Source organism: Streptomyces sp. NPDC001599 (genome assembly GCF_042893535.1).
Classification (GTDB): Bacteria; Actinomycetota; Actinomycetes; order Streptomycetales; family Streptomycetaceae; genus Streptomyces.
In genome coordinates, this window is record NZ_JBIAVA010000002.1 from 449,422 (window position 1) to 474,939 (window position 25,518).

Consider the following 25,518-nt stretch of genomic DNA (forward strand, 5'->3'; position numbering starts at 1 on the left):
AGCAGGCAGCAGCCTCCCGAGGGCGGCTCCGGAGCATCCGGGGCCGCCCTCTGCGGTGCCCCGGCGTACCCGTCGGGGATACTGGAAGGCGCTGCAACGCATCAGGGAAAGGCCACAGACGTGACTGAGATCGAGATCGGGCGCGGCAAGCGCGGCCGCCGGGCGTACGCCTTCGACGACATCGCCGTCGTCCCCAGCCGCCGTACGCGGGACCCGAAGGAGGTCTCGATCGCCTGGCAGATCGACGCCTACCGCTTCGAGCTGCCGTTCCTGGCCGCTCCCATGGACTCGGTCGTCTCCCCGGCCACCGCCATCCGCATCGGCGAGCTGGGCGGCCTCGGCGTCCTCAACCTGGAAGGGCTGTGGACCCGGCACGAGGACCCGCAGCCGCTGCTCGACGAGATCGCCGAGCTGGACACCGACAACGCGACCCGCCGCCTCCAGGAGATCTACGCGGCTCCCATCAAGGAGGAGCTGATCGGGCAGCGCATCAAGGAGGTGCGCGACTCGGGCGTGGTCACCGCCGCCGCGCTCTCCCCGCAGCGCACCGCCCAGTTCTCCAAGGCCGTCGTGGACGCGGGCGTCGACATCTTCGTCATCCGCGGCACCACCGTCTCCGCGGAGCACGTCTCCGGCTCGCACGAGCCGCTGAACCTGAAGCAGTTCATCTACGAACTCGACGTCCCGGTGATCGTCGGCGGCTGCGCCACCTACACCGCCGCGCTCCACCTGATGCGCACCGGCGCCGCGGGCGTCCTGGTCGGCTTCGGCGGCGGCGCCGCCCACACCACGCGCAACGTGCTGGGCATCCAGGTGCCCATGGCCACCGCGGTCGCCGACGTGGCCGCGGCCCGCCGGGACTACATGGACGAGTCCGGCGGCCGGTACGTGCACGTCATCGCCGACGGCGGCGTCGGCTGGTCCGGCGACCTGCCCAAGGCCATCGCCTGCGGCGCCGACTCCGTGATGATGGGCTCCCCGCTGGCCCGCGCCACCGACGCGCCGGGCAAGGGCAACCACTGGGGCATGGAGGCCGTCAACGAGGAGCTGCCGCGCGGAAAGAAGGTCGACCTCGGCACGGTCGGCACCATCGAGGAGATCCTCACCGGCCCGTCCCGCAACCCCGACGGCTCGATGAACTTCTTCGGCGCCCTGCGCCGAGCCATGGCCACCACCGGCTACAGCGAGCTGAAGGAGTTCCAGCGCGTCGAGGTCACGGTCGCGGACTCGCAGCACCGGCGGTAGCCGCGCTACGGCACGTGAAGGGGCCGGTCACCTGGTGGGTGACCGGCCCCTTTCGCGTGCTCGGGGGCTCTTGAGGGGGCGCGAGACGCGGCACGGGGGCGTGCGGTGGTGTTCGGGACGAATACGCCGGGGAGGGCCGTGCCGGATCGGTAATGTCCCTGCTCGGCGACCCCGTTCTTTGGGGCGCCCCCTTCCAAGGAACCGTTCCGGACCCCGCTCCTCGGGGCCCGGCCCGAATTCCAGACGGACCGCCTCACCGGGATATGGGCGGCATCGTGGAAGGGGGCGCGCCATGGGCCGTCACCGCAAGCCCACCCGCTGGGACCGGATCCGTCTGCGGATGGTGAAGTTCCGGAGGAGGTGGATCCTGCGGATTTACGGGAAGTGAGCGGCCGCCCCCACGAGAACTAGGGGCGGACACTCCGATCACTTCTTGGAGCCTGCCGCAGACCCACTGCGGTGGGCTCCACCTGCTCCCCCACCGTACCGGCGCAGCCGCCCTCTCACCACCACCCCCGTGGCACGGTCACCCCCGTGCGCCCCCGCCTCACAACCGGTGCGCCGCCCCCGTCGGTGTGGCCCCCCGGGTGTCCAGGAGGAGCTGGGCCTTGACCGACAGGCCCTGGAGGTCGTACGTGCGGTGCTGCTGGAGGAGGATCGTGAGGTCGGCGTCGGCGGCGGCCTCGTAGAGGGAGTCGGCGCGGGGGACGGGGCGGTCGGCGACGTTCCAGGACGGGATGTGCGGGTCGTGGTAGCTCACGGCGGCGCCCATGGACATCAGGCGGGTCGCGATCTCCTCGGCCGGGGTGGCCTGCTGGTCGGCGAGGTCGGCCTTGTAGGTGACGCCGAGCAGGAGGATGCGGGCGCCGCGTGCGGACTTGCCGTGCTCGTTGAGGAGGGCGGCGGCGCGCTGGACGACGTAACGGGGCATCTGGGCGTTGACCTGCTGGGCCAGCTCCACCATGCGCAGGCTGTGCGGGGCCCGGCCGGTCAGGTCCTGGGCGACGGAGTGGCCGCCGACGCCGGGGCCGGGGCGGAAGGCGTGGAAGCCGAAGGGCTTGGTCTCCGCGCAGCGCAGGACGTCCCACAGGTCGACGCCTAGATCGTCGCAGAGCACTGCCATCTCGTTGACCAGGGCGATGTTCACGTGCCGGAAGTTGGTCTCCAGGAGCTGCACCGTCTCCGCCTCCCGCGGGCCCCGCGCGCGGACCACCTTGTCCGTGAGGCGGCTGTAGAAGGCCGCGGCCGACTCGGTGCAGGCGGGGGTGAGGCCGCCGATGACCTTCGGCGTGTTGGCCGGGGTGAAGTCGCGGTTGCCGGGGTCCACGCGGCTGGGGGAGTAGGCGAGGTGGAAGTCGCGGCCGGCGCGCAGCCCGGAGCCCTGCTCCAGGAGCGGGCGCAGGAAGTCCTCCGTCGTCCCGGGCCGTACCGGCGACTCCAGGATGACGGTGGTGTGCGGGCGCATGTGGGCGGCGAGGGTGCGGGCCGCGGCCTCCACCTGGGTGAGGTCCAGGCCGCCGTCCGCGCCCGGCGGGGTGGGCGCGCAGATGACGGCGGTGCGGACCCGGCCCAGCTCGGCCGGTCCGGCCGGTCCGGTCGGGGTGCGGAAGCCCGTGGCGAGCATCCGGCGCACCTCGGCGGGGGTGAGCGGGTCGGCCTCGGGTCCTGTGCGGTAGCCGAGGGTGGGGATGCCGGCGGCGACGGCGGCCTGGGCCAGCGGCAGGCCGTACGGGCCGAGTCCGATGACGGCGAGATCTGCGGGCATGGCGTGGGCCGTCCTTCCCAGTAGCCGAAGCGGGACAGGTGCGCAAGCCCGGTGGACAGGACGGGCGAGCACAACGTCAGACTAGGAGTAAATATGACCGATTTGCGGTATTGATCTGCGGAGTTTCGGCGAGTGTCGACGGCGCGCCGCCTGCCGGTACGGGCCGGTGGGCAAGTTGTCCACAGGTTGGGGCCTGCGGCTGCCGAAGTCGGGCAGGCCGGTCAGAATCTGGGCATGGTGGGTACCAGGAACGGGGCTCGCCCGACGGGTGCGGCCGACGCGACCGACAGCGGGAGGCAGCAGTGAGGACAGCGACCCTTGGGCCGGCGCAGCGCGCCGAGTCACTCGCGGCCATGGCCGAGCGCGAGCTCGACGTGCTGGTGGTGGGCGCCGGTGTGGTCGGTGCGGGCACCGCGCTCGACGCCGTGACGCGAGGCCTGTCCGTCGGCCTGGTCGAGGCGCGGGACTGGGCCTCGGGCACCTCCAGCCGGTCCAGCAAGCTGATCCACGGCGGCCTGCGCTATCTGGAGATGCTCGACTTCGTGCTCGTGCGGGAGGCGCTGAAGGAGCGCGGACTGCTGCTCGAACGGCTGGCGCCGCACCTGGTGAAGCCGGTGCCGTTCCTGTATCCGCTCCAGCACAAGGGTTGGGAGCGGCTGTATGCCGGATCGGGCGTCGCGCTCTACGACGCCATGTCCATGGCCCGCGGGCACGGGCGCGGCCTGCCGCTGCACCGGCACCTGAGCCGCCGTCACGCCCTGCGCGTGGCGCCCGCCCTGAAGAAGGACGCGCTGGTCGGTGCGTTGCAGTACTACGACGCCCAGATGGACGACGCCCGCTTCGTGGCCACGCTGGTGCGCACCGCGGCGGCGTACGGCGCCAAGGTGGCCAACCGTGCGCGGGTCACCTCCTTCCTGCGCGAGGGCGAACGGGTGGTCGGCGCGCGGGTGCAGGACGTCGAGGCGGGCGGCGAGTACGAGGTCCGCGCCAAGCAGGTGGTGAACGCGACCGGGGTGTGGACCGACGACACCCAGGCGATGGTGGGCGAGCGCGGCCAGTTCCACGTGCGGGCCTCCAAGGGCATCCACCTGGTCGTGCCCAAGGACCGCATCCACTCCAGCACCGGCCTGATCCTGCGCACCGAGAAGTCCGTGCTGTTCGTCATCCCCTGGGGGCGGCACTGGATCATCGGCACCACGGACACCGACTGGGACCTCGACAAGGCCCACCCGGCCGCGTCCAGCGCAGACATCGACTACCTGCTGGAACACGTCAACTCGGTGCTGTCGGTGCCGCTCACCCGCGACGACGTCGAGGGCGTGTACGCCGGACTGCGCCCGCTGCTGGCCGGCGAGTCGGACGCCACCAGCAAGCTGTCGCGCGAGCACACCGTCGCCCACCCGGTGCCCGGCCTGGTCGTCGTGGCGGGCGGCAAGTACACGACGTACCGGGTGATGGCCAAGGACGCCGTGGACGAGGCCGTGCACGGGCTGGACCTGCGGGTCGCCGACTGCGTCACCGAGGAGACCCCGCTGCTGGGCGCCGAGGGCTACCACGCGCAGTGGAACGCGCGGGCCCGGATCGCCGCCCGCACCGGACTGCACGTCGTACGCGTCGAGCATCTCCTCAACCGCTACGGCTCGCTGACGGAGGAACTGCTCGAACTCGTCGCCGCCGACCCCTCCCTGGGCGAGCCCCTCACCGGCGCCGACGACTACCTGCGCGCCGAAGTCGTCTACGCCGCCTCGCACGAGGGCGCGCGGCACCTGGACGACGTGCTCACCCGGCGCACCCGCATCTCCATCGAGACCTTCGACCGGGGCACCCGCTGCGCCCGCGAGGCCGCCGAGCTGATGGCGCCGGTGCTCGGCTGGGACAAGGGCCAGGTCGAGCGGGAGGTCGAGCACTACGAGAAGCGGGTCGAGGCCGAGCGGGAGTCGCAGCGCCAGCCCGACGACCTGACGGCCGACGCGGCGCGGCTGGGGGCGCCGGACATCGCGGCGCGGTAAGGAGGGCGGGGAGGGAACCCTGCGGGCACCCTGGGCGTAGAGCACTTGTCGGGTGAGGGACAATGAAGGCTCTGTCAGGGCGGGTTGCATGAGGGGACGCATGTCGGAGGCGGAGCGGGCGGGGACATCCCGTACGGACAAGAGCGCACGTCTCCTCGCCGGGCGGTACCGGCTGGGAGACGTGCTCGGCCGCGGCGGCATGGGGACGGTGTGGCGGGCGGAGGACGAGACCCTCGGACGCACGGTCGCCGTCAAGGAGCTGCGGTTCCCGGGGAACATCGACGAGGAGGAGAAGCGGCGCCTGATCACGCGCACGCTGCGCGAGGCCAAGGCGATCGCGCGGATCCGCAACAACAGCGCGGTCACCGTCTACGACGTGGTCGAGGAGGACGACCGGCCGTGGATCGTGATGGAACTGGTCGAGGGCAAGTCGCTCGCCGAGGCCATCCGTGAGGACGGACTGCTGGAGCCCCGGCGCGCCGCCGAGGTCGGCCTCGCGGTCCTGGACGTGCTGCGCTCGGCGCACCGCGAGGGCATCCTGCACCGCGACGTGAAGCCGTCGAACGTGCTGATCGCCGAGGACGGCCGGGTCGTGCTCACCGACTTCGGCATCGCCCAGGTCGAGGGCGACCCCTCCATCACCTCCACCGGCATGCTCGTCGGCGCCCCCTCCTACATCTCCCCCGAGCGCGCCCGCGGCCACAAGCCGGGCCCGGCCGCCGACCTGTGGTCGCTGGGCGGACTGCTGTACGCCGCCGTCGAGGGCACCCCGCCCTACGACCGGGGCTCGGCCATCGCGACGCTCACCGCGGTGATGACGGAGAACCTGGAGGAGCCGAAGAACGCCGGCCCGCTGCGGGACGTCATCTACGGGCTGCTCACCAAGGACCCCGACCAGCGGCTCGACGACGCGGGCGCCCGCGCGATGCTCAACAAGGTCATCCACGCCCCGGAGCAGGCGGCCGGGGACGAACCGGCCGACGCCACCAAGGTCGTGCCGCTGCCCCCGCAGCCGGACGGGCGCAGGCGTCGCGGCGGTGCCCAGGGCTCCGGCGGCAAGCTGGGCGAGGAGGCCGGGGAGAAGCTCCGCGGAGCGCTGCGTTCCGTACGCAAGGCCGCCGTCGGGGCCGGTGCGGCGGGCGCCGCGGCCGCCTCGCGGGCCAAGCCCGGGGACGGCGGCCGGAACGCGGCGGGAGCCGCGGGGACGCCCACCGCCCACGGGTCCCCTGCCCATGGGTCTCCTGCCCACGGGTCCCCTGCCTACGGGTCCACCGCCCACGGGTCCACCGGAACGGCCGCCGCCGCCCCGCCGGCGCCGAGGGCGGGATCGGCCTCGGGACCTGGCGCGGGCGCGAGTGCGGGCACGCGCCCCGGTGACGTCGGCACGGGGGCCGGTGCGGCGAACGCGGCGGGGAAGGCGCGGAGCTCCGGCTGGCCCGTCGTACCGCCGCCGGACCTGCCCGCCCGGCCCGTGCCCCGGGCCCCGCTCACCGACGTGGTGCCGCGCCGGACGCTGATCATCATCGCGGTGGTCGTGGCGCTGGCCGTGCTCGGCACCGTGCTGGCGCTCACGCTCGGCGGTGGCGACGACGAGAAGGGCGCCGAGGGCGGCAGCGGCGGCAAGGCCGTGGCCTCCGCCGGCGCGAGCGGCGACACCAAGCAGGACGGGGAGAGCGGCACGGGGACCGACGGCTCCGCCTCCGACCCCGCCACGAACGGGGACCCGACCGGCGCCCCGGACACCGGAGCGAGCGCGTCCGGCAAGACCGACGGCGAGCCGGAGGACGCCGGGAAGTCCGACGACGACGAGGACGTGGCCGCCACCCACCAGGGCGGCCAGGGCTACCGCATCGGACTGCCCGAGGGCTGGAAGTTCGCCTCCAAGGGCTCCTCGGGCGACCGGTTCACCGGGCCCCGCGGGCAGAAGCTGCTGGTCGCCTGGACCTCCACGCCCAAGGACGACCCCGTCGCGGACTGGAAGAGCCAGGAGCAGTACATGGTCCGCTCGAACTACCAGAAGGTCCGCATAGAGAAGGTGGGCTACCGGGGCTGGAACGCGGCCGACTGGGAGTTCACCTACACCGACGGCGGCACCAAGTACCGCACCATCGACCGCGGGTTCGTCGTCAACGACCACCAGGGCTACGCGCTCATGTACACCGCGAAGGCCGCCGACTGGGGCGACGATCTGCGCCGGGACACCTGGCGGACCCTGTCGAAGACCTTCGAACCCAAGTCCTGAGCGGAGGGACCCGGGACCCGCGGCGACGGGACCCGGGTTTGAGCCGCCCGAGATCTGGCATCAGCTCATTGCGGGTTGCCTCCGGCACGTATCGTGAGTGGTTGCGGACCGTACGCAGCCGGAACGGCCCGCCGGGCGAACGGAATTGACCGACGGCTGCCGGGGGTGGCGACGTGGACGACTACGCGGGACGGGTACTCGCCGACCGCTACCGCCTGCCCCTGCCGCCGTCCGACGAGTACGAACTCACCGAGACCCGGGCCTTCGACACCTACAGCGGCCAGGAAGTCCTGGTCCGCCAGGTGCCGTTGCCCGAGGTCGTCGAGGCCGAGGTGCTCGACGCGGAGGGTCTGCCCGACGGCTTCACCGCCCGGGACGGCGGTGTCCGGCACCCCGGCAGGCGGCCCCCGGCCGCGGGCGGCGGACCCAGGCGTCCGGCCGACCCGGTGGTGCGGCGCGCCGTCGAGGCCGCGCAGGCCGCGGCGGCGGTGCCCGACCATCCGCGCCTGGACCAGGTCTTCGACGTCTTCGCCGAGGGCGGCTCGCTGTGGATCGTCAGCGAGCTGGTGGCCGCGAGGCCGCTGGCCGCGCTGCTCACCGAACAGACCCTGACGCCGTACCGGGCGGCCGAGGTGGCCTCCGACGTCCTCCTGGCGCTGCGGGTGCTGCACTCGTACGGCTGGGTGCACCGCAACATCACCGCGCGCACCGTGCTCGTCTGCGACGACGGGCGGGTCATGCTGACCGGCCTGGCGGTCGGGGCGGCGGAGGAAGCGCTGTGCGGGTACGACCCGGTGCCCCCGCCGCCCGGCGGCGAGCCGGGCGGCGCGCCCGAGCCCGACGCAGCCTCCGGTGCGGGCGGCGGCGTCCCCCGCGCGGGGGTCTTCGGCCCGGGGGACGCCGACCCGGAGGCCGCCCGGCGGGCCGCCATCGAGGCGCGGGGCGTCGGCGGTCTCCCGGTGCCCGGGACCCCGGTGCCGGGCGCCGCCCCCGCCGGACTCGCACCCGCCTCGCTCGACGCCGCCGCGGACGCCCGCGCCGCCCGGGCCGGCGCGATCGCCGCCTACCGCGCCGGAGCCAGGGCCGCGGCCCGCGTCCAGGAGGCCCAGAGCGGCCGCGCGGCCCTGCCGGGCGCCCGCCCCGCCCCTGACGACGCCACCCGGGCCGGTGGCCCCGGCACGAGCGGCGGACGCCCGGGCCTCGCCGCCGGTCCCGGCTCCTCGTACGACGACGGCGACGGCGACGGCGATGCCGACGGCCGGTCGCCGCACGGCACCGCGCCCGGCGGCGCCCGGCCCGGCCCGGGAAGCGGCCGGGCGGCCTTCGCCGCCGGTTCCGGCCAGGCTCCGTATGCCATAGGGCCCGACGCCGCGTCCGGCGCACCATGGGACGAGGAGAGCGTCGGCGACCCCGCCTCCTCGGGTACCGCCGTGCCGCCGGGGCAGATCACGGACCCCTACGGCGTACGCACCACCGCCTGGCACGGCGCCACGCCCCGTACCCCCGGTGACCCGGCCTCCTCCGCCGCACGTCCCACGGGCGACCCGGCGTTCCCCGCCCCCCGCCCGGCCGGGGAACCGGCGGCCGGTACCGGCCCGGCGACAGGACGGGCCCGGCCCGGCGCGCGGCCGGAGGACACCGCGGGCCCCGCCGCCCCGTGGCCGGAGACCGCCTCCGGGCCCGCCGCGGGCTGGGACGACCTGGCCGGCCGGGCAGCGGGACGGCGAGGTCCGGCCACCGCGCTCGCCGCCGAGCGGGCCCGGCAGACACGCATGGCCGTGGTCGGGCCCGTGACCGAGCGCTGGGCGCCGGAACAGGCCGGACCCGTGCACGAGAACTGGCAGCTGGCCGCGCCCATCGGCCCCGCCACCGACCTGTGGGCCCTGGGCGCGCTGCTCTTCCGTGCCGTACAGGGGCACGCGCCCTACCCGGAGGAGTCGACCGCCGAGCTGGTGCAGATCGTGTGCGCGGAGCCGCCCGCGTTCGCCGAGGAGTGCGGGCCGCTCAGGCCGGTCGTGGAGTCGCTGCTGCGTCAGGACCCCACCGAGCGCATCGACTTCGAGGAATTGAGCGGCTGGCTGCGCTCACTCGTCCGGTCCGCGCCCGAGCCGGAGGCCGGTCTGCACGTCATCTCGGCGCCCCCCGTCGAGACCGGCCGGCTGCCCATCGTGCGCCGCCGCGGCGAGCTGGTGCGCAGGCGACGCGCCGGACTGCCCGCGCACCACGGGCGGCACAAGCGGGGCAGGGCGGAGACCGAGCGCTCGCCACGCAGCCTCGGCCGCACCCTGCTCCTGCTGATACTGCTGGCGATGGCCGGGGCGGTCGCCTACGCCATGTTCTTCATGCCGAAGAGCGACACGAGCGGGGCCGGGGCCGCCGACCGCACCGGCGCCGCCGGCGAGGCGAGTCAGGCACCCCCCGCGAAGTCACCGGACGCCGACGGCGAGCCCCGGCCGGACCGGACCTCCCCGGAGCCCGACCCCGACGCCTCGCGGACGTCCGGCGGCTCCACCGAGCCCCAGTCCAACGTCGCCGACGGATTCATCCTGCGCAAGGACGCCGAGGGCTTCCGCGTCGCCGTCGCCGAGGGCTGGAACCGCACGCCCCGCAACGGCAGCGGTCAGGTCGTCTACGGCAAGGGCGACTTCGAGCTGATCGTCGTGCCGGGCCGCGACCGCGCCTCGGAGTTCGGCGACGACCCGATGACCTACCAGCGCGACAGCGAGCCCGAGTTGGCCTCGTACCGGGCCTCCAGCTGGGCCACCTCCAGCGGCCTGAAGACCATCGAGGTCGGCGGACGGACCATGGCGGAGGGGCAGTTCACCTGGACCGGCGCCGGCGGCGAGCTGTACGTGCGCAACGTCGCCATCCTCATCGACGGCCGCTACCACGTGGTGCAGGTCCGCGGCCCGGAGTCGGAGCGTGACGAGGTGACCCGGCTGTTCGAACAGGCCTCGGCCACCTACCAGTACACGCACTGAACGCAGTTCGGCCCGATGGTTGCCTCCTGTCACGGAAAGCGACAACCGTCACAGAGCGGTTTCCGTGCCACCCCACCCGTTCCCCGGGCGGGGGCCGGTCCCTAGTCTGGCCCTGACAAGACCATTGCGGGGCAACGTGAATCAGATGCAGGGCCGGCTCGTCGCGGGACGCTACCGGCTCGGGGAAGCCATCGGCAGCGGCGGCATGGGCCGGGTGTGGCGCGCTCACGACGAGGTGCTGCACCGGACCGTCGCCATCAAGGAGTTGACCGCCGCGCTCTACGTCTCCGAGAGCGACCAGGCCATCCTCCTGGCACGCACTCGGGGCGAGGCGCGCGCGGCCGCGCGGATCAACCACTCGGCCGTCGTCACCGTGCACGACGTACTCGAACACGACGGCCGGCCGTGGATCGTGATGGAGTTGGTCGAGGGCCGCTCGCTGGCCGACGCCGTCAAGGAGGAGGAGCGGGTCGACCCGCGGGAGGCGGCCCGTATCGGCCTGTGGGTGCTGCGCGCCCTGCGCGCCGCGCACACCGCCGGGGTACTGCACCGCGACGTCAAACCGGGCAACGTGCTGCTCGCCGACGACGGCCGGGTCCTGCTCACGGACTTCGGCATCGCGCAGATCGAGGGCGATTCCACCATCACCAGGACCGGAGAGGTCGTCGGCTCCGTCGACTACCTCGCGCCCGAGCGCGTCCGCGGCCACGACCCCGGGCCCTCCTCCGACCTGTGGGCACTCGGCGCGACGCTGTACACGGCGGTGGAGGGCAGATCGCCGTTCCGCCGCACCTCACCGCTGACCACCATGCAGGCGGTCGTCGAGGAGGAGGCCACCGAGCCCCGGTACGCCGGTGCGCTCGCGCCCGTCATCAGCGCCCTGCTGCGCAAGGACCCGGCCGAGCGGCCCGACGCGACCGAGGCCGAGCACCTGCTCGCCCAGGCGGCCGAGGGCCGACGCCCGGACGCGGCCCAGGCCTATGTGCCGACCACCCAGTACGCGGGGCCGCCGCGCGCGGGCGACACGGCCGTACAGGGGATGCCGGCCGGCGGGAGCGGTGCCACGCCGTACCAGCAGGCGGGCGGGACGGGCGCCACGCCGTACCAGCAGGCCGGCGGAGCGGGCGCCACGCCGTACCAGCAGGCCGGCGGGACCGGCGCCACGCCGTACCCGCCGACGACCGGCCCCACGGCGGTCGGCCCCGGGCCGACCGGACACCCCCGGGGCGGGCACGCCGCGCCGGGCTACGCGCCGGCCCCGGCGGCGGGCGGCGCCGCTCCCGCACGCGCACGGCGGGTCCGCATGCGCACACTCGCCCTGGTCGTCGCCGTCGCCGCGCTGATCGGCGCGGGTACCGCCGTGGTGCTGCAACAGCGCGACGAGGGCGGCTCGTCGGCCGGCGCCGACCCCACCCAGGGGCCGACCGGTTCGGCCGCTCCCTCCCCCTCCGCCTCCGCCACGACCGGCAAGGGCCCCGGTGGATCCGTCCCGGCCGACTGGACACGCCGCGACGACCCGCTGGGTTTCAGCCTCTACCTGCCCGAGAACTGGCAGCGGAGGGACTTCGACGGCGACAGCGGCGAACTCCGGCAGATCGACTACACCCCCGACGGCGGCAGACACGTCCTGCGCATATCCGTCGACACCGCTCCCGACTACAACGACCCGTACGCCCACCAGCAGGACCTGGACGCCCAACTGCTCCAGCGGCTCGTCGACTACCGGCGCGTCAAGCTCGAACGCGCCGGCTACCGCGACCGCGACAGCGCCCGCTGGGAGTACACCTGGACCGCGCTGGCGAAGGACACCGAGTTCCCCGGCCCGCGCCGCGCCGTGTCGCAGATGTACATGTCCCGCGACGGCGTCGAGTACGCCCTCAACATGACGGGACCGGCGGGCGACTGGCCTACCACGCAACGGCGGTTCAAGGCGGTGCTGCAGAGCTGGCAGGAGAAGACCGGCTGAGCCGCCCCCCGTCGCGACACCGTCCGCACACCCGTCGGTTGTCGGCCACCCGTGTGACAGCGGCCCGGAGCCGGTGCGTCCGGTGGGGCATGATGGGACGCATGGTGACCGAGGGGGCGGGCGGGCGTGTCATCGCGGGCCGTTACCGGCTCCATGAGCGGCTCGGCCACGGCGGCATGGGCATCGTGTGGCGGGCCACCGACCAACTGCTCGCCCGCGAAGTGGCCGTGAAGGCCCTCCCCCTCGACGAGACCCTCTCCGCGGCCGAGGCCCGACGGCGCCGTGAGCGCACCCTGCGCGAGGCCCGCGCGGTCGCGCAGCTGCGGCATCCGCACGTCATCGTCGTGCACGACGTGGTCGAGGACGACGAACGCGCGTACATGGTCATGGAACTGGTCGACGGCGGTTCGCTCGCCGACCGCGTCCTCGCGCGCGGTCCGGTGGACGCCGTCGAGGCGGCCCGCATCGGCGTCGCCCTGCTCGACGCCCTGGACACGGCCCACGCGTCCGGGATCCTGCACCGGGACGTGAAGCCGTCGAACGTGCTGGTCGCCGACGACGGCCGGGTCGTCCTCACCGACTTCGGGGTGGCCCAGGTCGCGGGCGCCACCACGCTCACCGAGAGCGGTTCGTTCGTCGGTTCCCCCGAGTACACCGCGCCGGAGCGGATGTCCGGGGCCGGCACGGGGCCCGAGTCCGACCTGTGGTCGCTGGGCGTGCTGCTGTGCGCGGTCCTCAGCGGCGCGTCCCCCTTCCACCGGGACTCGCTGGGCGGTGTCCTGCATGCCGTGGTCACCGAGGAGATCCGCCCGCCCGCGCAGGCCGGACCGCTCCTCCCGGTCGTACGGGGCCTGCTGCAACGCGATCCGCGACGGCGCCTGGACGCGGCGTCGGCCCAGCGGATGCTGCGCGCCTTCCTGAGCACGGGTCGTACGCCCGTGACACCGGAGGAGGCCGCCACCGGCCGGCCCCTGCGCGCGCGGCGGAGCGTGAAGCGGAGCGTGCTGACAGCGGTGCTGCTGGTCGTCGCGGCGGCGGGCGCGGGCGTCACGGCGGCCGCGCTGTTCGCCGACGGAGGCGACGACGGGGGCGGTACGCCGACCAGTTCGGTGCCCGCCACGCCGACGTCGACACCGCCGCCGACGACGACGGAGCCCGCGTCTCCGGCCGTGTCCGGTTCCGGCAACGCCACCTAAACGGGAGATAAGCGGCATCGTGCGTCACGGGTCTGTGACCGCCGGGCATCCGCGGTGGAAAGGGTCACGTCCGGCGCGATATGGATGGACCCATGAGCAGCAACGGGGGGCCCCGCAGTGGGGCGGACGAGCCGACGAGTTTTGACCTGCAACCGCCGAACCGGCCGGCCGCGGTGCCGCATCCGCATCCCGGCAATCCGTACGCGGCACCGACCCAGGTCGTACCGCCGCGGTCGCAGACCCCCTCGTCCACTCCTCCGGCGGCTCCTCCGCCGGCCCCGTCGCCCGCTCCTGAGGCCGCCGCCCCGGACCCGGGTGCCGGGCGGCTGATCGCCGGCCGCTACCGGCTGATCGCGAAGCTCGGGCACGGCGGCATGGGCACGGTCTGGCGGGCCAAGGACGAGACCGTCGACCGCGAGGTCGCCGTCAAGGAGCCCCGCGTCCCCGACCACCTTCCCGAACGCGAACGGGACAACGCCTTCGAGCGGATGCGCCGCGAGGCGCGCGCCGCCGCCCGGCTCGACCACCCCGCGGTGGTCGACGTGCACGACGTGGCGGTCGTGGACGACCAGCCGTGGATCGTGATGGAACTCGTGCGCGGACGCTCGCTCGGCGACGCCCTCCAGGAGGGCACCCTGAGCGCCCGCGAGGCGGCCCGGATCGGCCTGGAGGTGCTCGGCGCGCTGGAGGCCGCGCACGCCGCCGGTGTCCTGCACCGGGACGTGAAGCCGGACAACGTCCTGCTCGGCCGGTACGACCGGGTCGTCCTCACCGACTTCGGCATCGCCCAGATCGAGGGTGAGACCAGCCTGACCGACACCGGCGGCTTCGTCGGCTCGCCCGAGTACATCGCCCCGGAGCGGGTGCTGGGCCAGCGCCCCGGCCCGGCGAGCGACCTGTGGTCGCTGGGCGTGGTGCTGTACGCCGCCACGGAGGGCGTGTCGCCGTTCCGCCGCAGCAACACCCCCGCCACGCTCCAGTCGGTGCTCAACGCCACGCCCGCGCCGCCCGCCTCCGCGCAGGGCCCGCTGGCCGAGGTGATCACGGGCCTGCTGGCGAAGGACCCCGCGCGCCGCCCGGACGCCGCCCGGGTCCGCGCCCTGCTGGACGCCGCCGCGAACCCGCCCGCGCCGCAGCCCACCCAGGTGGTCCGGCTCGACGGCCCCGAGGAGCCGGGCGCGGCGCCCGTGTCCCGCTGGAGCGTCCGGCTGGGCCGCAACGCGTGGGTCACGCTCGGTGCGGTGGTCGTCGCGGCGGCGGTGGCCGCGTACCTGGTGCTCGCGGACCCCTTCGCGGGGCCGCTGCCCGACGGTTGGGAGACCCCGCACGAGAAGCAGCTCGCCGCGACCCTGGCGGTGCCCGAGGGCTACAAGCGCACCGTTCCCGACGAGGCCGGCCAGCACTGGGTCACCTACACCGACGAGAGCGGCGCCGTCTGGATCGGCCTGACCCTGGACAAGAAGGCGGAGGACACCGGCGGCAACATCGCCGGGTCCGCGGCCGCCGAGATGTACGACGACGACGGGAAGTTCAAGGAGAGCGGGGAGTACGAGCTCTCCATGCCGCCCGAGAGCCCGAAGACCGACCCCAAGGAGACCGAGTACCGGGGTGAGAAGTCGGCCGAGAACACCGTCGTCTACACCACCACCGACAGCCAGCATCCCCGCCCGCGCGAACTGCGGATCTTCTACTACCGGACGTCCGCGGGCGACATGTACAAGCTCACCGTCAGCTATCCGGGCAAGGGCGACTTCACCGAGCGGGGGCGTGAGGTGGCCGGGACGGCCGTCGCCAATCTGGACATCGACGGCACCTGAGCGCCCCGCTCGCACAACGCCCTGATCAGCGGGTTTGTTGCCAGCGATCACTGGCGTTGTGTGAGCACTCGGTGAATCGTGGTGAATCCCCATTACCGACGGGTACACAAAGCCCGCCCGGCGTCATACCCTGCGGCTCATGACGGACGCGCAGGCCCCGGAACTCACCGGCACGAACCCCCTCGCCCCCACCCCGGAGGGCGCCCGCACGGCTGCCGACGTGGTCACGCCCGAGCTGGTCGCCCAGCTCACCAAGGGCGTGGCCGGCTCCGGCCGCACCGCCAACCACACCCCGTTCACCGGCGAAAAGCTGGCCGACCTGCCCGAGGCGACGCCCGAGGACGTGGCCGCGGCCTTCGAGCGGGCCCGCGCCGCCCAGGCCGTGTGGGCACAGGTACCGGTGCGGGAGCGTGCCGCGGTCCTGCTGCGCTTCCACGACCTGGTCCTCGCGCGCCAGGCCGAGGTCCTCGACCTCATCCAGCTGGAGACCGGCAAGGCCCGCCTGCACGCCCACGAGGAGGTCCAGGCCGTCGCCGTCGCCGCCCGGCACTACGGCCGCAAGGCCCCCGCCTACCTGCGCCCCAAGCGGCACACCGGCGCCGTACCGACCCTCACCAAGGTCACCGAGCTGCGCCACCCGCGCGGCGTCGTCGGCCAGATCGCCCCCTGGAACTACCCGCTGGAGCTGTCCGTCGGCGACGCGCTCCCCGCCTTCGTCGCGGGCAACGCCGTCGTGATGAAGCCCGACACCGAGACCTGCCTGACCGCCCTGTGGGCCCGTGACCTGCTCATCGAGGCCGGGCTGCCCGCCGAGGTCTTCCAGGTCGTCCTCGGCGAGGGCCCGGTCGTCGGCCCCGAGGTCGTCAAGCACGCCGACTACGTCTCCTTCACCGGCTCCACCCGCACCGGCCGCGAGGTCGCCCAGGGAGCCGCCGCCCGCCTGGTCGGCGTCTCCCTGGAACTCGGCGGCAAGAACGCCATGCTGGTCCTTCAGGACGCCGACATCGACAAGGCCGCGGCGGGCGCCGTCCGCGCCTGCTTCTCCTCGGCCGGCCAGCTCTGCATCTCCATCGAGCGGCTCTACGTCCACGCGTCCGTCGCCGACGCCTTCCTGGAGCGCTTCGCCGCCCGCACCAAGGCCATGCGGCTCGGCACCTCCCTCTCCTACGGCGCCGACATGGGCTCGCTGGTGGGGGAGCGGCAGCTGGAGACCGTGAAGGCGCACGTCGCGGATGCCGTGGAGCGGGGCGCGAAGCTCGTCGCCGGCGGGGTCGCCCGCCCGGACATCGGCCCGTACTTCTACGAGCCGACCATCCTCGACGGCGTCACCGCCCCCATGACGGTGTGCGCCGAGGAGACCTTCGGCCCGGTCGTCTCCGTCTACCGCTTCACCACCGAGGACGAGGCCGTCGAGCACGCCAACTCGACGCCGTACGGCCTGAACTCCTCGGTCTGGACGAAGGACGCCCGGCGCGGCCGCGAGGTCGCCGCCCGGCTGCGCACCGGCACCGTCAACATCAACGAGGGGTACGCGCCCGCCTACGGCAGCGTCCAGTCCCCGATGGGCGGCATGAAGGACTCCGGCCTCGGCCGCCGGCACGGTTCCGAGGGCATCCTCAAGTACACCGAGGCCCAGACGGTCGCCCACCAGCGGCTGCTGCCGATGGCGCCCTCGCTCGGCATGGACGACGAGAAGTACGCGGCGTTCATGAGCCGGAGCCTGCGCCTGATGAAGGCGTTCCGCTTCCGCTGACCGACCCGACCGACGCCCACCACCGTCCGTTCTCAACGAGGAGAGCACGTGTCGCAGGAGAACTCCGTCCAGACCCGGGACGAGAACGGGTACGACTACGACGTCCTCGTCGTGGGATCCGGCTTCGGCGGCTCCGTCTCCGCCCTCCGCCTCACCGAGAAGGGCTACCGCGTCGGCGTCCTGGAGGCCGGCCGGCGTTTCACCCGGGAGTCGCTGCCCAGGAACTCCTGGGACCTGAAGAACTACCTCTGGGCGCCGAAGCTCGGCATGTTCGGCATCCAGCGCATCCACCTGCTCGGGAATGTCATGGTCCTGGCAGGAGCCGGGGTCGGCGGCGGCTCGCTCAACTACGCCAACACCCTGTACGTGCCGCCGAAGCCCTTCTTCGACGATCCCCAGTGGCGGGGCATCACCGACTGGCACGAGGAACTGACGCCGTACTACGACCAGGCCCGGCGCATGCTCGGGGTCCGTCTCAACCCGACGATGACCCCCTCCGACGTGCACCTGAAGGCCGCCGCCGAGAAGATGGGCTGCGGCGACAGCTTCCACATGGCCCCGGTCGGCGTCTTCTTCGGGGACGGCGAGGACGCCGACGGCACCGCGAAGGCCGGGCCGGGCGAGCGGGTGCCCGACCCGTACTTCGGTGGCGCGGGCCCCGACCGCAAGGCGTGCAACGAGTGCGGCGAGTGCATGACCGGCTGCCGGCACGGCGCGAAGAACACCCTCAACGAGAACTACCTCTACCTCGCCGAGAAGGCCGGGGCCGTCGTCCACCCGATGACCACGGCCGTCTCCGTCACGGACGACTCGCGCGGCGGCTTCGCGATCGCCACGCTCCCCACCGACCGCAAGAGGGGCGGAAAGGGCGGGAAGGGCGGGAAGCGCGGGAACAAGGACGCGGGCCGCACCTTCACCGCTCGCCGCGTCGTCATAGCCGCCGGCACCTACGGCACCCAGACCCTGCTGCACCGCATGAAGGCGGGCGGACAACTGCCCTACTTGTCCGACAAGCTCGGCGAGCTGACCCGCACCAACTCCGAGGCACTGGTCGGCGCCCAGACCGACGACCGGCGCTACCGCAGTGCCACCGGCGAGCCACGGGCCGACTTCACGCGCGGTGTGGCCATCACGTCCTCCATCCACCCGGACGCCAACACCCACATCGAGCCGGTCCGTTACGGCAAGGGATCCAACTCGATGGGCGGCCTGTCCATCCTCCAGGTCCCCTACGCCGGGCAGACCGCCTCGGGCGCCTCGCGCGTCCTGGGCTTCCTCGGTCACGCGGCCAAGCACCCGCTGCTGGTCCTGCGTTCGCTCTCCAACCGCAAATGGTCGGAGCGGACCATCATCGGCCTGGTCATGCAGTCCCTGGACAACTCCCTGACCACGCACCTGAAACCGACGGGCGTCGGCAAGGGCCTGCTCACCGCACGCCAGGGCCACGGCTCGCCCAACCCCAAGCAGATCAAGGCCGCCACCGAGGGCGCCTCCGCACTCGCCGCCGAGATCAACGGCTTCGCCGGCTCCAACGTCGGCGAGCTGATGGGCACCCCGCTCACCGCCCACTTCCTCGGCGGCTGCCCGATCGGCGCCTCCCGCGAGACCGGCGTCATAGACCCCTACCACCGCCTCTACGGCCACCCCGGCATCTCGGTCGTCGACGGCGCCGCCGTCTCGGCCAACCTCGGCGTCAATCCGTCCCTGACCATCACGGCGCAGGCCGAGCGCGCCATGTCGTACTGGCCCAACAAGGGCGAGAGCGACCCGCGCCCCGCGCAGGGCGCCGGGTACGAGCGGGTGGCCGCCGTCGCGCCCCGGTCGCCGGCCGTCCCGGAGCAGGCCTTCGGCGCGCTGCGTCTGCCGTTCGTGGAGATGCCGACGGTGCCGCCGAAGAAGTAGCGGCCACGGAGGAGCGGCCGCTGCCCGGGCATGAGAAGGCGGAGGGGACCCGCGCCCCCCTCCGAGCGCGGGTCCCCCTCACCCAGCCTGTGTCACGCCGCTCTCGCGAGCGTGGGCGTCAGGCGTCCGAGCCGGCCTTGCGCCGCCGGACCACGAACACCGCGCCGCCGCCGACCACCACGGCGAGCCCGCCGACGAGGCCGATCACCGGCAGCGCCGAGCTGGAGCCGGTCGCGGCGAGGCGCCCGGTGACCTCCGGGGTGTCGGCGGCCGGTTTCCGGACGGTCACGGGCGCCTTCCCGCCCTCCTGCGGCCGGGTGCCGTCCGTGTCCGTGCCGGGGGCCACGATCCGGAACCTGTAGGCGACGTCGCCGAAGCCGGTGCACTCGCCGTCCGCGTCGCCGTAGATCGTCGCGCCGAGCGTGAAGCCGGTGCCGACGGGCGCATCGGCCCGCACGTCGATCCGCATCGGGATGACGACCTCGTAGTCGGGCTCCAGCTCGTCGGTGTCACCGACGTAGCCCACCGCGTAGCCGAGTTCGTCGAGGTCCATCCAGGCCCTGTCCTCGGGGTTCCAGGCCTGGAGACGGACCTTCTCGCTCTCGAACAGCTCTTCGCCGTCGCGGTCGGCGGAGGCGCCGGCCAGGTACGCGAGGTTCTGCAGAGTGGAGCCGGAGTCGTTCGCCACGTTCAGCGAGAACTCGTGCCAGCCGCTGCCCGCCGCGATCTCGCCGGGCAGGCCCTCGATGCCGACGTCGACCTTGGTGTCCTCGCACACGGACGGCTCGGGGTCCGGGCTCGCGGTCTCCTCCGGCTCGGAGGTGCTCGGCTCCGGCTCGGAGGTGCTCGGCGAGGGGTTCGCGGGGGCGGCCGTGGTGGTCTGCGTGCCGTCGGGGGCGGGGGTGCCCGCGCCCGACGTGCTCGGAGAGGCCGGAGAGGCCGGGGAGGCGGAGGAACTGGTGGACGGGCTCGTGGAGTCGCTCGGGGCGGGCGAGGTCCCGCTCGTCGGCCCGCCCTGGGACGGTGAACCGTCCGACGAGGCGGACGGGGTCGGCGATGTACTGCCGGTCGCGGAGGCGGCCGGGGCCGCGAGCAGCGCGACGGGGGAGATCACTGCCGTGGCGGCGGCTGCGGCCAGGGCGCGACGAAGCTTCATGCCCGTTTGATCACTGGAACCTGTGAATGGTTGTCTCCGTATTCACAGAATCCTTATGTGTCCTGTGTCACTACCCGTCCCGTCGGCCGGCCCCGGGCGTCCCCGGAGCCGGCCGTTCTCTTGGGTGACCGGGCTGCTGTCCCCTGCCGTCCGGTCACTTCCTGGAGCGAGGTCCCACGACGCACGGCATGATCCGTACGTCTCATCGCTCCAGCGAGCCACGCGTGGTTCTTTCGGGCCCGCCCCTGGCTGACACGGACACCGGGACCAACGAAGCCGCTCGCGTGCCGGTCACGCGCCGTACGGGTGAGAAGGGGACCGAACTCAGATACGAGCCCCACGGCGGCGCCGCGGCCCTCACACGCGTCCGCGACACAGCTCCAGCATCGTCATCGCCAGCGCCGTGCCCGGCTTGCCCAGCGCCTCCCGGTAGTGGTCCAGCACCTCCATCTCGCGGGAGAGGTTCACACGCCGGCCGCCGGAGGTGATCCGCGCCTCCTGGATGACGGCGGAGACGGCCATCCGTTCCTGGATCAGCCCGATGATCCGGTCGTCCAGAGCGTCGATCCGCTCCCGGGCGCCGGTGATCACGTCGGCGGCCTCGGGGGTACGGGCGCCGGTCTTGTCTGCTGCGGTGACGGTCATGTCGGTGGCTCCTCGCCGAAGGGTGGCGGCACCCCGGACCGGCACGGTCCGCAAACGCCAGGCGCCCCGGACCTTGTCGGCCCGGGGCGCCTGGGAAGTCGCTTGTCAGTTGCTCAAGCAGCACGACCATGGCAGCCGGTGGGCCGGTTGCCATAGGTAAACAGGAACGTCTGGTGCTTGAGCATGGGCCCAGTATGCCCCGGCCGCGGCCGGTGTCCAAGCCGGTTCGCATGGTGGGACGCCCGGGGGACTGGAGCGGGGGCGACGGCGAGGTCGGGGGTACCTGCCCAGCTCGGTAGAATCGGGGGCACAAGCCCCCCGCCCGACCGCCGGAAGGCACCCCGTGTCATCAGCGACTCCCGCTGCCGCCGCCCCCGACACCGTCCTGGTCGTCGACTTCGGCGCGCAGTACGCCCAGCTCATCGCCCGTCGTGTCCGCGAGGCGCGGGTCTACAGCGAGATCGTGCCGAGCTCCATGCCGGTCGAGGAGATCCTCGCCAAGAACCCGGCGGCCATCATCCTCTCGGGCGGACCCTCCTCGGTGTACGAGCCGGGCGCCCCCACCCTCGACCGCTCCCTGTTCGAGGCCGGCGTCCCCGTCTTCGGCATGTGCTACGGCTTCCAGCTGATGGCGCAGACCCTCGGCGGCACCGTCGACAACTCCGGCGCCCGCGAGTACGGCCGCACCGAGCTGGCCGTCTCCAAGCCGTCCTCCACCCTCTTCGAGGGCACCCCGGCCGAGCAGTCGGTGTGGATGTCGCACGGCGACGCCTGCTCCGCCGCCCCCGAGGGCTTCACCGTCACCGGCTCCACGGACGTCGTCCCGGTCGCCGCCTTCGAGAACGACGAGAAGAAGCTCTACGGCGTCCAGTACCACCCCGAGGTCATGCACTCCACGCACGGGCAGCAGGTGCTGGAGCACTTCCTGTACCGGGGTGCGGGCCTGAGCCCCGACTGGACCACGGGCAACGTCATCGAGGAGCAGGTCGCGGCCATCCGCGCGCAGGTCGGCGACAAGCGCGCCATCTGCGGGCTGTCCGGCGGCGTGGACTCCGCGGTCGCCGCCGCCCTCGTCCAGAAGGCCATCGGCTCCCAGCTGACCTGCGTCTACGTCGACCACGGCCTGATGCGCAAGGGCGAGACCGAGCAGGTCGAGAAGGACTTCGTCGCCGCGACCGGCGTGCAGCTGAAGGTCGTGGACGCCGAGGAGCGGTTCCTCAAGGCGCTCGCCGGGGTGTCCGACCCCGAGGAGAAGCGGAAGATCATCGGCCGCGAGTTCATCCGGGTCTTCGAGCAGGCCCAGCTGGAGATCATGCAGGAGGACGGCCCGGAGGTCGCCTTCCTCGTTCAGGGCACGCTCTACCCGGACGTCGTCGAGTCCGGCGGCGGCACCGGCACCGCCAACATCAAGTCCCACCACAACGTGGGCGGCCTCCCCGACGACATCGAGTTCGAGCTGGTCGAGCCGCTGCGCCAGCTGTTCAAGGACGAGGTCCGGATGGTCGGCCAGGAGCTGGGCCTGCCGGACGAGATCGTCCAGCGCCAGCCGTTCCCCGGCCCCGGGCTCGGTATCCGCATCGTCGGCGAGGTCACCAAGGAGCGGCTGGACCTGCTCCGCGAGGCCGACGCCATCGCCCGCGAGGAGCTGACCGCGGCCGGCCTCGACCGCGACATCTGGCAGTGCCCGGTGGTGCTGCTCGCGGACGTCCGCTCCGTCGGCGTCCAGGGCGACGGCCGCACCTACGGCCACCCGATCGTCCTGCGCCCGGTCTCCTCCGAGGACGCCATGACGGCCGACTGGTCCCGGCTGCCGTACGAGGTGCTCGCCAAGATCTCGACCCGGATCACCAACGAGGTCAAGGACGTCAACCGCGTCGTCCTCGACGTGACCTCCAAGCCGCCGGGGACGATCGAGTGGGAGTGAGGCTCAAACGCGCCTGACGGTGCGCAGGGGCTTTCCCGGCTGCCAGATCTCGACGACGAGGTACCTGTCGTCCTCGACGCGGGTGCGCACGACCTCCGTCAGCTCGGTGCGGAAGAGGTGGAACGGCTCCGGCGGTTCCACCTCTTTCACGTACCCGGCCTTGGTCTTCCCGTCCCCGTCCTCGACCTCGATCGCCCGGCCGGCGATCCGCACGTCCCCGCTGCCCATGCCGGTGCCCTCCCCGGGGTTCGCCTGAAGTGCGAAGCGCGGGTCGCGGCGCAGGTCGAGCGCCTTCAGCGAGTCCGGCATCATGCCGAACCACAGCTCGCCGGTGAGGAAACGCACCTCCAGGCCGGTGGTGCGGGGCGCGCCGTCCTTGCGCAGGGTGGCGAGGACGTGGTGCGTGTACGCGCCGAAGCGCGCCTCGACGGTGTCGGCCAGTGCGGGTTCCGCGGCGGCGAAACCGGCCCAGTTCACAGGAGTGCCTGAAGTCATGCACCGAGTGTGAACGCCAAAACCGACATCCTCTGTCGCGTATTGGTCCCCGAACCTGTCCTCCAGGCCGCACCGCCGGTAACTTCCGGCACGTAGGGCACATCCGGCGCCGAAGGACAGAGAACACATGCACGGGACGCCCGGGGCCGCCGAGCCCCCGCCGCTGCCCACCGACCGGCTGCGGTTCGCGATGCCGCCGCGGCACGACTCGGTCGAGGACGAACGCCTCCATCGCAAGGAGCGGCTCGCCTGCGCGCTGCGCCTCTTCGGGCGGTACGGGTTCGAGGACGGGGTCTCCGGTCACATCACGGCCCGCGACCCCGAGTACACCGACTGCTTCTGGGTCAATCCGTTCGGCGTGGCCTTCGCCCACATCAGGGTGAGCGATCTGGTGCTGGTCAACTCCGAGGGGCAGGTGGTGGAGGGCGGTCACCACGTCAATCAGGCCGCCTTCACGGTGCACTCCCAGGTCCACGCCGCCCGTCCGGACGTCGTCGCGGTCGCCCACTGCCACTCGGTGCACGGGCGCGCGCTGTCGGCCCTCGGCGAGCCGCTCGAACCGATCACCCAGGAGAGCTGCGCCTTCTACGAGGACCACGCCCTGTACGACTCCTACTCGGGCGTCGCCGTCGACGCCGAGGAGGGGCGGCGCATCGCACGGGTGCTCGGCTCCGGCAAGGCGCTCGTGCTGCGCAACCACGGGCTGCTGACGGTCGGCGACTCCGTGGACGCGGCGGCCTGGTGGTTCCTGTCCCTGGAGCGGTCCTGCCAGGTGCAGCTGCTGGCGAAGGCGGCGGGGCGGCCGGTGCCGATCGGCCACCGGCAGGCCGTGGCGACCCGGGAACAGCTCGGCGGCGACCTGGTGGCGTGGATCAACTACCAGCCCTTGTGGCAGGAGGTCACCCGCCGCGAACCGGACCTGTTCGACTGACCGCCTCCGAGGCGGCTCGGGGCGGCGTCAACACGGTGATCCGCGCATCACCCGCGCTGAGCAGACGTTGGGCGGGGCAGCGCGCGGGCGCGGGCCGGGATACGGCACAATTCGCTGTCGTTCCAAGGGACTTAGCGGGTGCGGGAAGGCGGGCGTCGGGCGTGGCGGTGCAGGAGGCGAGACGCGGGAGCGGCTCGGACAGGGACGCGTACGAGGCGGCGCACGGTGGTGGCTGCACCTGCGGGGACTGTCCGCACGGCGCCCGCGAGGGGCACCGCCGGGCGGTCGCCGCGTTCCTGCTGCGGCGGGACGAGTTCGCGGCCGGGCAGGGGCTGCCCGCCGCGGTGGCCCACTCGGCCTCGGCCTCCCGCCAGTGGGTCTCGGAGGAACTGACCCAGTCCGCGGAGGCCGTCGCCGAACGCGGCCGCGCCGAGGGCGACGCGTGGCTCGCGGCGCTGGGCCGGCGTACGGCGGCCGTCGTGTGGGCGGCGGTCGTCCTGCTGCTGCTCGGGCAGTCGCTCACCGTGGTCGGCACCGGCTGGTCCGCCGCCCGCACCGCCGGACTCGCGGCCGCGCTCGTGGTGGGCGGCGCGCTGACGGCGGCGTCCTGGTTCCACCGGGCCCGGGGCGGCGCGCTGGCCCCGGTCATCGGCGAGGACAACCGCCTGTCCACCTCCCGTGCCGTGGCGGCCGCCTGGGTCCTCTTCGTCGCCTACGCGGTGCTGGTGCTCGCCGGGCAGCTGGCCGTCGCCTCGGGGCACGACCGGCGGGACGCGCTGATCTCGGGCCTCGAACTCGGCCGCGGCACCGGCGCGGTGACCGTGCTCGCGGTGGTCTGCGGGATCGCGGTCCTGGTGCGGCGGGTGGTCGGCCTCAGGGTGCTGGGACAGCGGTTGCAGAAGGTGCGGGCCGACCGGCCGCGCGCCTCCGACCTGCTGACGGACGACGCGGGCCGCGGGACCTTCGCCGACATCCAGTACGTCGTGATCAGCACCGTGGCCCTGGTGTTCGCGGCGGTACGGCTGGCCCGGCGCCCGGAGCAACTGCCGGACCTCCCGTGGGGCCTCGCCGTGGTGGTGCTGGTGTCGGCGGCGACCTACGTGGCCGGGAAGTACGCCGAGGGCGGCCGGCCGGTGATCCTTTCCGTGGTCCGGGCGCGCGAGGCCGGTGACCTGGACGCGCCGATCCGCACGGGCGACGACATCGAGATCCGCGGGGCGGGCTTCGTGCCGCCGGGTGCCCAGCGGGCGGACCGGCTGTCCCGCATGGTCGTCCGCATCGGCGCGGTCAACGTCCACGTCCCCCTGGTGCCGGTGACGGGCGGCTTCAGCAACCCCACGGACGACCTGCTGACGGTCCCCGTCCCGGCGGACGTGGAACCAGGGCGGGTGGACGTCCAGGTGGTCACGGGCGCGGGTGTGGAGACCAACCGGTACGCGATCGACGTGACGGACTGACGCCTCGTCCGCCCCCGGCCGGCAACCGCTCGGG

Annotated in this window: 17 protein-coding genes; 13 read left to right on the forward strand and 4 right to left on the reverse strand. The window is 73.5% G+C overall.

Going from position 1 to position 25,518, the window contains the following annotated elements; translation table 11 throughout:
* The first annotated feature begins 120 nt into the window (after positions 1-120).
* On the forward strand, positions 121-1,245 hold the full coding sequence (locus ACFYZ3_RS06780) for a GuaB3 family IMP dehydrogenase-related protein (protein WP_052839813.1): 1,125 nt from the start codon (positions 121-123) through the stop codon (positions 1,243-1,245).
* 547 nt (positions 1,246-1,792) lie between these two features.
* Here ACFYZ3_RS06780 and ACFYZ3_RS06785 read toward each other — a convergent pair.
* Positions 1,793-3,010 (reverse strand): nucleotide sugar dehydrogenase, encoded by a 1,218-nt coding sequence (locus ACFYZ3_RS06785; RefSeq protein WP_003974201.1) that lies wholly within the window; start codon positions 3,008-3,010, stop codon positions 1,793-1,795.
* 302 nt (positions 3,011-3,312) lie between these two features.
* On the opposite strand from ACFYZ3_RS06785, the gene ACFYZ3_RS06790 reads away from it, so the two are divergent.
* The 8 genes from ACFYZ3_RS06790 (at position 3,313) to ACFYZ3_RS06825 (ending at position 18,876) form a co-directional block, all read left to right on the forward strand.
* Positions 3,313-5,019 (forward strand): glycerol-3-phosphate dehydrogenase/oxidase, encoded by a 1,707-nt coding sequence (locus tag ACFYZ3_RS06790; protein ID WP_388514404.1) that lies wholly within the window; start codon positions 3,313-3,315, stop codon positions 5,017-5,019.
* 100 nt (positions 5,020-5,119) lie between these two features.
* Positions 5,120-7,261 (forward strand): protein kinase, encoded by a 2,142-nt coding sequence (locus ACFYZ3_RS06795; protein ID WP_388514855.1) that lies wholly within the window; start codon positions 5,120-5,122, stop codon positions 7,259-7,261.
* A gap of 173 nt (positions 7,262-7,434) precedes the next feature.
* On the forward strand, positions 7,435-10,242 hold the full coding sequence (locus tag ACFYZ3_RS06800) for a protein kinase (protein WP_388514406.1): 2,808 nt from the start codon (positions 7,435-7,437) through the stop codon (positions 10,240-10,242).
* A 145-nt stretch (positions 10,243-10,387) separates the two neighbouring features.
* Positions 10,388-12,208: a serine/threonine-protein kinase gene (locus ACFYZ3_RS06805; RefSeq protein ID WP_388514408.1), complete on the forward strand. Its 1,821-nt coding sequence runs from the start codon at positions 10,388-10,390 to the stop codon at positions 12,206-12,208.
* A 92-nt stretch (positions 12,209-12,300) separates the two neighbouring features.
* A complete protein-coding gene (locus tag ACFYZ3_RS06810; protein WP_388514856.1) occupies positions 12,301-13,404 on the forward strand; it encodes a serine/threonine-protein kinase in 1,104 nt (367 codons plus the stop codon).
* 92 nt (positions 13,405-13,496) lie between these two features.
* Positions 13,497-15,221, forward strand: a complete 1,725-nt coding sequence (locus tag ACFYZ3_RS06815; protein ID WP_388514410.1) for a serine/threonine-protein kinase — start codon at positions 13,497-13,499, stop codon at positions 15,219-15,221.
* Between the two features lie 139 nt (positions 15,222-15,360).
* A complete protein-coding gene (locus ACFYZ3_RS06820) occupies positions 15,361-16,974 on the forward strand; it encodes a succinic semialdehyde dehydrogenase (protein WP_388514411.1) in 1,614 nt (537 codons plus the stop codon).
* A gap of 48 nt (positions 16,975-17,022) precedes the next feature.
* On the forward strand, positions 17,023-18,876 hold the full coding sequence (locus tag ACFYZ3_RS06825; protein WP_388514412.1) for a GMC oxidoreductase: 1,854 nt from the start codon (positions 17,023-17,025) through the stop codon (positions 18,874-18,876).
* A gap of 118 nt (positions 18,877-18,994) precedes the next feature.
* Here the strand turns inward: ACFYZ3_RS06825 and ACFYZ3_RS06830 are convergent, their stop codons facing one another.
* Positions 18,995-19,654: an LAETG motif-containing sortase-dependent surface protein gene (locus ACFYZ3_RS06830; RefSeq protein WP_388514414.1), complete on the reverse strand. Its 660-nt coding sequence runs from the start codon at positions 19,652-19,654 to the stop codon at positions 18,995-18,997.
* Between ACFYZ3_RS06830 and ACFYZ3_RS06835 the strand changes: the two genes are divergently transcribed.
* On the forward strand, positions 19,641-20,042 hold the full coding sequence (locus tag ACFYZ3_RS06835; protein WP_388514415.1) for a hypothetical protein: 402 nt from the start codon (positions 19,641-19,643) through the stop codon (positions 20,040-20,042). The two genes, ACFYZ3_RS06830 and ACFYZ3_RS06835, sit on opposite strands and share 14 nt — an antisense overlap.
* 347 nt (positions 20,043-20,389) lie before the next feature.
* Here ACFYZ3_RS06835 and ACFYZ3_RS06840 read toward each other — a convergent pair whose 3' ends face one another.
* Positions 20,390-20,677 (reverse strand): chorismate mutase, encoded by a 288-nt coding sequence (locus tag ACFYZ3_RS06840; protein WP_162495231.1) that lies wholly within the window; start codon positions 20,675-20,677, stop codon positions 20,390-20,392.
* A 343-nt stretch (positions 20,678-21,020) separates the two neighbouring features.
* Here ACFYZ3_RS06840 and guaA point away from each other — a divergent pair, with 343 nt between their 5' ends.
* Entirely contained in the window at positions 21,021-22,601 is a 1,581-nt protein-coding gene (gene guaA, locus ACFYZ3_RS06845; protein ID WP_388514416.1) for a glutamine-hydrolyzing GMP synthase, read from the forward strand.
* 3 nt (positions 22,602-22,604) lie between these two features.
* Here guaA and ACFYZ3_RS06850 read toward each other — a convergent pair whose 3' ends face one another.
* Positions 22,605-23,096: a pyridoxamine 5'-phosphate oxidase family protein gene (locus tag ACFYZ3_RS06850; RefSeq protein WP_388514417.1), complete on the reverse strand. Its 492-nt coding sequence runs from the start codon at positions 23,094-23,096 to the stop codon at positions 22,605-22,607.
* A gap of 127 nt (positions 23,097-23,223) precedes the next feature.
* Here ACFYZ3_RS06850 and ACFYZ3_RS06855 point away from each other — a divergent pair, with 127 nt between their 5' ends.
* Together ACFYZ3_RS06855 and ACFYZ3_RS06860 are read left to right on the forward strand one after the other, a co-directional pair.
* Positions 23,224-24,027, forward strand: coding sequence for a class II aldolase/adducin family protein (locus ACFYZ3_RS06855; RefSeq protein ID WP_388514418.1), 804 nt, complete (start codon positions 23,224-23,226; stop codon positions 24,025-24,027).
* A 161-nt stretch (positions 24,028-24,188) separates the two neighbouring features.
* The gene (locus ACFYZ3_RS06860; protein ID WP_388514420.1) at positions 24,189-25,484 is read left to right on the forward strand and encodes a hypothetical protein; all 1,296 of its coding nucleotides are present in this window, start codon (positions 24,189-24,191) and stop codon (positions 25,482-25,484) included.
* Positions 25,485-25,518: the final 34 nt, after the last annotated feature.

Coding starts and splice junctions, on each gene's coding strand:
- ACFYZ3_RS06805 (WP_388514408.1), top strand. CDS start 10,388: ATGCAGGGCCGGCTCGTCGCGGGACGCTACCGGCTCGGGGAAGCCATC.
- ACFYZ3_RS06785 (WP_003974201.1), bottom strand. CDS start 3,010: ATGCCCGCAGATCTCGCCGTCATCGGACTCGGCCCGTACGGCCTGCCG.
- ACFYZ3_RS06840 (WP_162495231.1), bottom strand. CDS start 20,677: ATGACCGTCACCGCAGCAGACAAGACCGGCGCCCGTACCCCCGAGGCC.
- ACFYZ3_RS06815 (WP_388514410.1), top strand. CDS start 13,497: ATGAGCAGCAACGGGGGGCCCCGCAGTGGGGCGGACGAGCCGACGAGT.
- ACFYZ3_RS06820 (WP_388514411.1), top strand. CDS start 15,361: ATGACGGACGCGCAGGCCCCGGAACTCACCGGCACGAACCCCCTCGCC.
- ACFYZ3_RS06850 (WP_388514417.1), bottom strand. CDS start 23,096: ATGACTTCAGGCACTCCTGTGAACTGGGCCGGTTTCGCCGCCGCGGAA.
- ACFYZ3_RS06795 (WP_388514855.1), top strand. CDS start 5,120: ATGTCGGAGGCGGAGCGGGCGGGGACATCCCGTACGGACAAGAGCGCA.
- ACFYZ3_RS06855 (WP_388514418.1), top strand. CDS start 23,224: ATGCACGGGACGCCCGGGGCCGCCGAGCCCCCGCCGCTGCCCACCGAC.
- ACFYZ3_RS06810 (WP_388514856.1), top strand. CDS start 12,301: ATGGGACGCATGGTGACCGAGGGGGCGGGCGGGCGTGTCATCGCGGGC.